9 protein-coding genes and 1 pseudogene are annotated in these 8678 nt (G+C 71.1%); 4 read left to right on the forward strand and 6 right to left on the reverse strand.

Annotated features, from left to right (window positions below; all coding sequences use genetic code 11):
- The gene (gene bfr, locus ABZ646_RS33530) at positions 1-456 is read left to right on the forward strand and encodes a bacterioferritin (RefSeq protein ID WP_360527372.1); all 456 of its coding nucleotides are present in this window, start codon (positions 1-3) and stop codon (positions 454-456) included.
- 2 nt (positions 457-458) lie between these two features.
- Here bfr and ABZ646_RS33535 read toward each other — a convergent pair whose 3' ends face one another.
- A complete protein-coding gene (locus tag ABZ646_RS33535) occupies positions 459-683 on the reverse strand; it encodes a (2Fe-2S)-binding protein (protein WP_360527375.1) in 225 nt (74 codons plus the stop codon).
- Positions 684-834: 151 nt separating this feature from the next.
- Positions 835-2187 (reverse strand): class II 3-deoxy-7-phosphoheptulonate synthase, encoded by a 1353-nt coding sequence (locus tag ABZ646_RS33540; protein WP_360527378.1) that lies wholly within the window; start codon positions 2185-2187, stop codon positions 835-837.
- Positions 2188-2293: 106 nt separating this feature from the next.
- Between ABZ646_RS33540 and ABZ646_RS33545 the strand changes: the two genes are divergently transcribed.
- Both ABZ646_RS33545 and ABZ646_RS33550 read left to right on the forward strand, forming a co-directional pair.
- The gene (locus ABZ646_RS33545) at positions 2294-2350 is read left to right on the forward strand and encodes a trp operon leader peptide (protein ID WP_071659820.1); all 57 of its coding nucleotides are present in this window, start codon (positions 2294-2296) and stop codon (positions 2348-2350) included.
- A gap of 101 nt (positions 2351-2451) precedes the next feature.
- Positions 2452-4359, forward strand: coding sequence for an anthranilate synthase family protein (locus ABZ646_RS33550; protein ID WP_360527381.1), 1908 nt, complete (start codon positions 2452-2454; stop codon positions 4357-4359).
- A gap of 51 nt (positions 4360-4410) precedes the next feature.
- On the opposite strand, the gene ABZ646_RS33555 is transcribed toward ABZ646_RS33550, so the two are convergent.
- The 4 genes from ABZ646_RS33555 to ABZ646_RS33570 form a co-directional block, all read right to left on the reverse strand.
- Entirely contained in the window at positions 4411-5439 is a 1029-nt protein-coding gene (locus ABZ646_RS33555; protein ID WP_360527384.1) for a 6-phosphofructokinase, read from the reverse strand.
- Between the two features lie 148 nt (positions 5440-5587).
- Positions 5588-6250 carry a response regulator transcription factor gene (locus tag ABZ646_RS33560; RefSeq protein WP_360527387.1) on the reverse strand — a complete coding sequence of 221 codons (663 nt, stop codon included), beginning with the start codon at positions 6248-6250 and terminating at the stop codon, positions 5588-5590.
- Positions 6247-7461, reverse strand: a complete 1215-nt coding sequence (locus tag ABZ646_RS33565) for a DUF5931 domain-containing protein (RefSeq protein WP_360527390.1) — start codon at positions 7459-7461, stop codon at positions 6247-6249. Before ABZ646_RS33565 ends, ABZ646_RS33560 begins: the two co-directional genes overlap by 4 nt.
- A gap of 52 nt (positions 7462-7513) precedes the next feature.
- A complete protein-coding gene (locus tag ABZ646_RS33570; protein ID WP_360527393.1) occupies positions 7514-8236 on the reverse strand; it encodes a lysophospholipid acyltransferase family protein in 723 nt (240 codons plus the stop codon).
- Positions 8237-8446: 210 nt separating this feature from the next.
- Between ABZ646_RS33570 and ABZ646_RS33575 the strand changes: the two are divergent.
- Positions 8447-8678, forward strand: a pseudogene (locus ABZ646_RS33575) (hypothetical protein); the annotation flags it as partial.

An 8678-nucleotide genomic window follows, 5' to 3' on the forward strand; every position in this document is an offset into this window, starting at 1 on the left:
ATCGGCCCCGGGATCGACCCCGTCGCGCCCTACACGAACATGCGGGACGCCTATCCCTGGCAGTCCATGCGGTTCGCGGGCTGGTACAAGCTCGCGAAGTACACCCGGCACGAGTCGTTCGACGAGATGAAGCACGCCGAGGTGCTCACCGACCGGATCCTCTTCCTGGAGGGGCTGCCCAACTACCAGCGGCTGTTCCACGTACGCGTGGGACAGACCGTGAAGGAGATGTTCGAGGCGGACCGGCAGGTCGAGGTGGAGGCGATCGACCGGCTCAAGCGCGGGATCAAGGTGATGCGCGAGAAGGGTGACATCACGTCCGCGAACATCTTCGAGGACATCCTCGCCGACGAGGAGCACCACATCGACTACCTCGACACCCAGCTGGAACTGCTGGAGAAGCTCGGCGAGGCGCTCTACATCGCACAGCTCATCGAGCAGCCCGAGAGCAGCTGAGGCTAGGCGGCCTCGTCCAGTCCCGTGAGCACCGGGCGGCCCTGGTCGGCGAGCTCGCGGCGGGGGCAGGCGCCGCGGCCGAGGATCGACTGGATCCGGCGTACGCACGATCCGCAGTCGGTGCCCGCCTTGCAGGCGGAGGCTATCTGGCGGGGGGTGCAGGCGCCGTCCGCCGCGTGCTGCTTGACCTGGGCCTCGGTGATGCCGAAGCAGCTGCAGACGTACACGCGGTTCCACCTCCCTGCGGGACGGTTCTTCCTACTGCCATCCCGCTTTTCGGTGAGGCAAACCTAACCTTACCCATCGTCGGGGGACCGCGAAAGTGCGAGGGGCGCGGATCCGGTGTGATCCGCGCCCCAGAGCAGTCGCTCAGCACCCCTACTGGTCCCGGTACATCTCCGCGACCAGGAACGCCAGGTCGAGGGACTGGCTGCGGTTCAGCCGCGGGTCGCAGGCCGTCTCGTAGCGCTGGTGCAGGTCGTCGACGAAGATCTCGTCGCCGCCGCCCACGCACTCGGTGACGTCGTCACCGGTGAGCTCGACGTGGATGCCGCCCGGGTGGGTGCCGAGGGTCTTGTGGACCTCGAAGAAGCCCTTGACCTCGTCGAGCACGTCGTCGAAGCGGCGGGTCTTGTGACCCGAGGCCGCCTCGAAGGTGTTGCCGTGCATCGGGTCGGTCACCCAGGCCACCGTGGCGCCCGACGCGGTGACCTTCTCGACCAGCTCGGGGAGCTTGTCGCGGACCTTGTCCGCGCCCATCCGGACGATGAAGGTCAGCCGGCCCGGCTCGCGGTCCGGGTCGAGGCGGTCGATGTACCGCAGCGCGTCCTCGGCCGTCGTCGTCGGGCCGAGCTTGAGGCCGATCGGGTTGCGGATCTTCGAGGCGAACTCGATGTGCGCGCCGTCCAGCTGCCGGGTGCGCTCACCGATCCACACCATGTGCCCGGAGACGTCGTACAGCTTGCCGGTGCGGGAGTCGACCCTGGTCAGGGCGGACTCGTAGTCCAGCAGCAGCGCCTCGTGCGAGGAGAAGAACTCGACGGTCTTGAACTCCTCGGGGTCGGTGCCGCAGGCCCGCATGAAGTTCAGCGCGTTGTCGATCTCGCGGGCGAGCTGCTCGTAGCGCTGGCCCGACGGGGAGGACTTCACGAAGTCCTGGTTCCAGGCGTGCACCTGGCGCAGGTCCGCGTAGCCGCCGGTGGTGAAGGCACGCACCAGGTTCAGCGTCGAGGCGGACGCGTTGTACATCCGCTTCAGCCGCTCGGGGTCCGGGATCCGCGAGGCCTCGTCGAAGTCGAAGCCGTTGACCGAGTCGCCGCGGTAGGTCGGCAGCGTCACGCCGTCGCGGGTCTCGGTCGGCTTGGAACGCGGCTTGGAGTACTGGCCGGCGATCCGGCCCACCTTCACCACGGGCACGGACGCCGCGTACGTCAGCACGGCACCCATCTGGAGGAGCGTCTTCAGCTTGTTGCGGATGTGGTCGGCCGACACCCCGTCGAAGGCCTCGGCGCAGTCGCCGCCCTGCAGGAGGAACGCCTCGCCCTTGGCGACGGCCGCCATCCGGGCGCGCAGCTGGTCGCACTCGCCCGCGAAGACGAGCGGCGGATACGACTCCAGCTCCGCAACGACTGCGCGCAGAGCCTCGGGGTCGGGGTACTCGGGCTGCTGCGCCGCGGGCAGGTCTCGCCAGGTGTTGCCAGCGCTCGGGCTGGTCTTAGCGTTCACGGTCACCTCGTAAACATTACGGGGTCGTGTCGCCATATTTTCCTCCGGCTCGACTGGTGAGACACGACGATTGTCCTGTGGACAGGGCGGGTGGTGGGGTAGGGTTTTCCGCATGTTCGCGCACTCGACCCAGAACTGGTGGTGGACCGCTTCTCCGGCGGCCCACTGACTGCGCGTACGCAAGACTTCGCGAAGGCCGCCCGGGGGGCGGCCTTCGGTGTTTCCGGGGTCGTTCCTCTCCCACCTGCCAGAGGACCGCAGAGGAACACCATGGACCTGACCCAGTTGCTCCACGACGACCGCCCCTTCGCCCTGCTCCGCCGCCGCACGCCGGGCCTCGACGAGGACACGGTGGAGGTCCTGGTCGGGCCGGTCACCGCCCGGGAACGGCTCGCCGACCTGCCGGAGGAGGGCCTCGCCCTGGTGCCGTTCCGGCAGATCCGCGAGCGGGGCTTCGACGTGCGGGACGACGGGACGCCGTTGCTCGTGCTCACCCCCGAGCTGGTGGGCCGGGTGCCGCTGGCCGAGGCGCTCGCCGCGCTTCCCGCCCACGACGTGCGCGTGGAGCGCGGCGGCTTCGACGTGGACGACGACGCGTACGCCGGGATCGTGGGCCGGGTGCTGCGCGAGGAGATCGGCCGGGGCGAGGGCGCGAACTTCGTGATCCGCCGGACCTACCGGGGGGAGATCCCGGGCTTCGGGCGGGCCGACGCGCTGGCCCTGTTCCGGCGGCTGCTGGCGGGCGAGCGGGGCGCGTACTGGACGTTCGTCGTGCACACCGGGGACCGGACGCTGGTCGGGGCCAGCCCGGAGGTGCACGTGCGGACGTCCGGCGGCACGGTGGTCATGAACCCGATCAGCGGCACGTACCGCTATCCCGCCGAGGGCCCGACCCCGGAGCACCTCCTCGGTTTCCTCGCCGACGGCAAGGAGATCGAGGAGCTGTCGATGGTCGTCGACGAGGAGCTGAAGATGATGTGCACCGTCGGCGACATGGGCGGTGTCGTCGTCGGCCCCCGGCTCAAGGAGATGGCGCACCTCGCGCACACCGAGTACGAGCTGCGCGGGAAGTCCTCGCTGGACGTGCGGGAGATCCTGAAGGAGACCATGTTCGCGGCGACCGTGACGGGGTCGCCGGTGCAGAACGCCTGCCGGGTGATCGAACGGCACGAGGTGGGTGGGCGCGGCTACTACGCGGGCGCCCTTGCCCTGCTCGGCCGGGACTCCGGCGGTGCCCAGACCCTGGACTCCCCCATTCTCATCCGCACCGCCGACATCGACGCGCGCGGGCTTCTGCGGGTCCCCGTCGGCGCCACGCTGGTGCGCGGCTCGGACCCGGCGGGCGAGGTCGCCGAGACCCACGCCAAGGCGGCGGGGGTGCTGGCGGCACTGGGGGTACGGCCGGCTCGGCCGCGGGAGGAGGGGACGCGTCCCCGGCTGGCGGACGACCCCCGGGTCCGGGCCGCGCTGGACGGGCGGCGGGCGTTGCTCGCGCCGTTCTGGCTGCGGATGCAGGAGCGGACCAGGGAGCTGACCGGGCACGCGCTGGTGGTGGACGGGGAGGACACGTTCACGGCGATGCTCGCGCATCTGCTGCGCTCGGGCGGGCTCGACGTGACCGTACGGCGCTACGACGAGCCGGGGCTGCGGGCGGCCGTGCTCGCGCACGCGGGTCCCATCGTGCTGGGCCCGGGACCCGGTGACCCGTCCGACCTGGCCGATCCGAAGATGCGGTTCCTGCGGGAGCTGACGGCGTCGGTGGTCCGCGAGCACCGGCACGGGGTGCTGGGCGTCTGCCTCGGGCACGAGCTGATCGCGGCGGAGCTGGGGCTGGAGATCGTCCGCAAGGAGGTCCCCCACCAGGGGGCGCAGACCACCGTGGACCTGTTCGGGCGCACGGAGACCGTCGGCTTCTACAACAGCTTCGCGGCCCGCTGCGACGAGGACGCGGCCCGCGAGCTGGCGGCGCACGGGGTCGAGGTGAGCCGGGCGGCGAACGGCGAGGTGCACGCCCTGCGGGGGCCACGTCGTGCCGGAGGCACGCCGAAAAACGCAGTCGCCGGGGTGCAGTTCCACCCCGAGTCGGTGCTCACCCTGAACGGCGCCGCGGTGGTACGGGAGTTGGTCGCCGGGTTGCAGGGCGCCCGCACGCTTCCGGAGCGGCGGCCCGCCCGGTAGCCGGGGACGTGGGCCCGGGGCCGTGCGCCGGTACGGCCCCGGGCTCCGGTGTCAGCCGAAGAACACCCCGGCCTCCTCGTACAGCTGCGGGTCCACGGTCTTCAGCTTGGCCGTGGCCTCCGCGATCGGTACCCGGACGATGTCGGTGCCGCGCAGCGCGACCATCTTGCCGAAGTCGCCGTCGCGGACGGCGTCGATGGCGTGCAGGCCGAAGCGGGTGGCCAGCCAGCGGTCGAAGGCGCTGGGCGTGCCGCCGCGCTGGATGTGCCCGAGGACGGTGGTCCTGGCCTCCTTGCCGGTGCGCTTCTCGATCTCCTTGGCCAGCCACTCGCCGACCCCGGACAGCCGGACGTGCCCGAAGGAGTCCAGGGACCCGTCCTTGAGGACCACGTCGCCGTCCTTGGGCATGGCGCCCTCGGCGACGACCACGATCGGGGCGTAGGAGGCCTTGAAGCGGGAGGTGATCCAGGCGCACACCTGGTCCAGGTCGAAGCGCTGCTCCGGGATGAGGATGACGTTGGCGCCGCCCGCGAGACCGGAGTGCAGGGCGATCCAGCCGGCGTGCCGGCCCATCACCTCGCAGACCAGGACCCGCATGTGGGACTCGGCGGTGGTGTGCAGCCGGTCGATGGCCTCGGTGGCGATGCCGACGGCGGTGTCGAAGCCGAAGGTGTAGTCGGTGGCGGACAGGTCGTTGTCGATGGTCTTCGGTACGCCGACGACGGGCACGCCGTACTCGTCGGTGAGGCGGGCGGCCACGCCCAGGGTGTCCTCGCCGCCGATCGCGATCAGCGCCTCGACCTCCAGCTTGGCGAGGTTGTCCTTGATCCGGCGGATGCCGTTCTCCTGCTTGAGCGGATTGGTCCGGGAGGAGCCGAGGATGGTGCCGCCGCGGGGCAGGATGCCGCGCACGGCGGGGATGTCGAGGCGGACGGTGTCGCCTTCGAGGGGTCCGCGCCAGCCGTCCCGGAAGCCGACGAAGTCGTAGCCGTACTCCTGCACGCCCTTGCGGACGACGCCCCGGATGACGGCGTTGAGCCCGGGGCAGTCGCCGCCTCCGGTCAGTACTCCGACCCGCATGGAAATGTCCCTTCGCCGCGGTTGCCTGGTGGGGCTCACGCTAGTGGTGATCCAGGTCACACAGGGATGGGCGGGAAGGGCAATTCCGGTGAATCCGTGGGCGGTTGGTTTACTTGCCGTCAATCGCGAAGATCACATCACCTGTGGATCATTCGTCGTCGAGGCCGCGCTCTATGGCATACCGGACCAGTTCCACCCTGTTGTGCAACTGGAGTTTGCCGAGGGTGTTCTGCACGTGGTTCTGGACCGTGCGGTGGGAGATGACCAGACGTTCCGCGATCTGCTTGTAGCTCAACCCCTTGGCGACCAGCCGCAGCACCTCGGTCTCCCGGTCGGTCAGCCGGGGCGCGTCCGGCCCGTCGGCGTCCGCCGCCGGGGCCGGTTCGGAGGCCAGCCGGCGGTACTCGCCGAGGACCAGACCGGCCAGACCGGGCGTGAACACCGGGTCCCCGACGGCCGTACGGCGCACCGCGTCCAGCAGTTCCTCCGTCGACGCCGACTTCAGCAGGTAGCCGGTCGCACCGGACTTCACCGCCTCCAGGACGTCGGCGTGCTCCCCGCTCGCCGACAGCACGAGCACCCGCAACGCCGGGTTGTGGCCCACGAGTTCCTTGCAGACCTGGACGCCGGGCTTGGCGGGCAGGTTGAGGTCGAGGACGAGCACGTCGGGCGCGGCGGCCTTGGCACGGCGCACCGCCTGGTCGCCGTCCCCGGCGGTGGCGACCACCTCGAAACCGGACTCGGCCAGGTCCCGGGCGACCGCGTCGCGCCACATGGGGTGGTCGTCGACCACCATCACCTTGATGCTCATCGTCGCTCCGCCTTCCCCGGGGAGACCTTCGGTACCTTCAGCTCCACTTCCGTGCCCTGCCCGGGAGTGGAGAACAGCTCGGCGCTGCCGCCGAGGTCGCGCAGCCGCCCCCGGATCGACTGGGCCACCCCGAGCCGCCCCTCCCCCTCGGCCTGGGCGAGCCGCCCCTCGGGGATGCCGGGTCCGTCGTCCCGTACGGTCACCACGACCTCGCCGGGCTCGTCCTCGACCAGGATCCAGGCCCGCGCCTCCGTGCCCGCGTGCCTGCGCACATTGTCCAGGGCGGCTCCGACGGCGGCGGCCAGCTCGCGTGCGGCGCCCGGCGGCAGCTCCACCGGCGCACCGGGCTCGGCCAGGTTGACCCGGGACCCGGCGTACCGCGCGAGCAGGGTGCGCAGGTCGACGGGTCCCGACCCGTCCGGCTCCTCGACCAGGCGTACGACCGCGCCCTCGGCCTCGTCCTCCGAGACCCGTGAGGCGGGCACCAGTCCGCCGGAGACCAGGGTGCGCAGGGCCACCTCCTGCTCCCCCGCCATCCGCCCCAGTTCGGCCGCCTCGCCGCCGAGGACCGTGCCGCGCCGCTGCACCATGGCCAGCACCTGGAGCACGCCGTCGTGGATGTCCCGGGCGAGCCGCTCCCGTTCCCGGGTGGCCGCCTCGATCTCCAGGGCGCGGGCGAGGGTGCGCTCGGAGGCGCGGGCCACCTCGACGACGTACCCGATGGCGATGGAGGCGACCCAGACCAGGATCACGTTGTGGACGGTGTCGCGGGCCGGGTGGCCGCGCTCGACGAGGTTGGCGGCGGCCACCGGGGTGGAGGCGAACGCGGCCCAGCGCCAGCCTCCCTTGAGGGCGTAGGCGAGGACCGAGCCGGCCGTCCATATCGACGGCAGCGTGGACCCGCCGCGGTCGATGTGGCCCTGTGTGACCACCCAGGGGGTCAGCACGATGCCGGTGAGCGCGACGGCGAGGTCCACGGCGAGGAAACGCCTGGTGCAGGCCGCCGCGCCCTGCACGCGGGGCAGGGTGGCCAGCGTCCAGACGGTCAGGACGGCGTAGTAGGCGACGGCGACGCCCGGCCGGTCGTAGTCCTCGTAGGCGGAGGCGAACAGGCCGATCGCGTAGAGCAGGGTCAGCACGCGGTAGCCGGTGAGCGCACGCCACAGCGGCTGCTCCACCGACATCCGTACGACACGTTCCCGCTTGGTCATCTCCCCCGGTCCCCCCAGTCCCCCTCGCGCGCCCCCGCGCCGCCGCCCGGTGCTACGACCCGGCGGTCTTCTTCTCCGCCTTCGCCGCGTCCTTCTCGGCCTTGGCGGCCTCCGCGAGCTGCCGCTTGGCGGCGGTCGCGTAGATGTCGACGTACTCCTGGCCGGAGAGCTTCATGATCTCGTACATGACCTCGTCGGTCACCGCGCGCAGCACGAACCGGTCGTGCTCCATGCCCTGGTAGCGGCTGAAGTCCAGGGCCTTGCCGATGCGGATGCCCGGACGCATCAGCTTGGGCATCACCTGCCCGGGCGGCTGGATCTTCTCGGTGTCGATCATGGCGACCGGGACGACCGGGGCGCCGGTCGCGAGCGCCACGCGCGCGAGGCCGCCGGGCTTGCCGCGGTAGAGCCGGCCGTCGGGCGAGCGGGTGCCCTCCGGGTAGATGCCGAACAACTCGCCGCGCTCCAGCACCTCTATGCCGCTCTTCACCGCCGCCTCGCCGGCGCCGCGCGCCCCGGAGCGGTCCACCGGGAGCTGGCCGACGCCCTTGAAGAAGGCGGCCGTGAGGCGGCCCTTCACACCGGGCGTGGTGAAGTACTCGGCCTTGGCGATGAAGGTGACCTTGCGGTCCAGCACCGCGGGCAGGAAGAACGAGTCCGAGAAGGACAGGTGGTTACTCGCCAGGATCGCCGGGCCCTCGGCCGGGACGTTCTCCAGGCCCTCCACCCAGGGCCTGAAGGTGACCTTGAGCGGTCCCCCGATAGCGACCTTCATCGCGCCGTACAACAACCGAGTGCCTCCTGTTTCCGTAGATCAGACCTTAACCCGGAGCGCCGGGAATGGCCCCGACGACCCTGGTCGGTGTCAGTGCCGTCGCGTACGGTGAAGCACATCGGAAGTCGTCGTTTCCACCTCTCGCAGTTCCCACCTCACGCAGTTTTCCTGGTTCCCCGTGGTTCCCGTCTCACGAATTGGAGAGCGAAGGTGCCGGTTCTCCCCGGAGCCGAGCCGTACCGCCATGCCGGCGGGGAGGTCGGTGTCCTCCTCTGTCACGGCTTCACCGGCTCGCCCCAGTCGCTGCGGCCCTGGGCCGAGCACCACGCGGCGCACGGCCTGACGGTGTCCCTGCCCCTGCTGCCGGGCCACGGCAAGACGGTCACCGCCGTCGCCCGGGAACTCGGTATCAGCTCGGAGTCCCTGCGCGGCTGGTACCGCC

Source organism: Streptomyces sp. NPDC007162 (assembly GCF_040634175.1).
Lineage (GTDB): Bacteria > Actinomycetota > Actinomycetes > Streptomycetales > Streptomycetaceae > Streptomyces.

Bases quoted from the DNA above. Each gene is read 5' to 3' on its own strand.
- ABZ646_RS33550 (WP_360527381.1), top strand. From the start codon at position 2,452: ATGGACCTGACCCAGTTGCTCCACGACGACCGCCCCTTCGCCCTGCTC.
- ABZ646_RS33555 (WP_360527384.1), bottom strand. From the start codon at position 5,439: ATGCGGGTCGGAGTACTGACCGGAGGCGGCGACTGCCCCGGGCTCAAC.
- ABZ646_RS33560 (WP_360527387.1), bottom strand. From the start codon at position 6,250: ATGAGCATCAAGGTGATGGTGGTCGACGACCACCCCATGTGGCGCGAC.
- ABZ646_RS33565 (WP_360527390.1), bottom strand. From the start codon at position 7,461: ATGACCAAGCGGGAACGTGTCGTACGGATGTCGGTGGAGCAGCCGCTG.
- ABZ646_RS33570 (WP_360527393.1), bottom strand. From the start codon at position 8,236: ATGAAGGTCGCTATCGGGGGACCGCTCAAGGTCACCTTCAGGCCCTGG.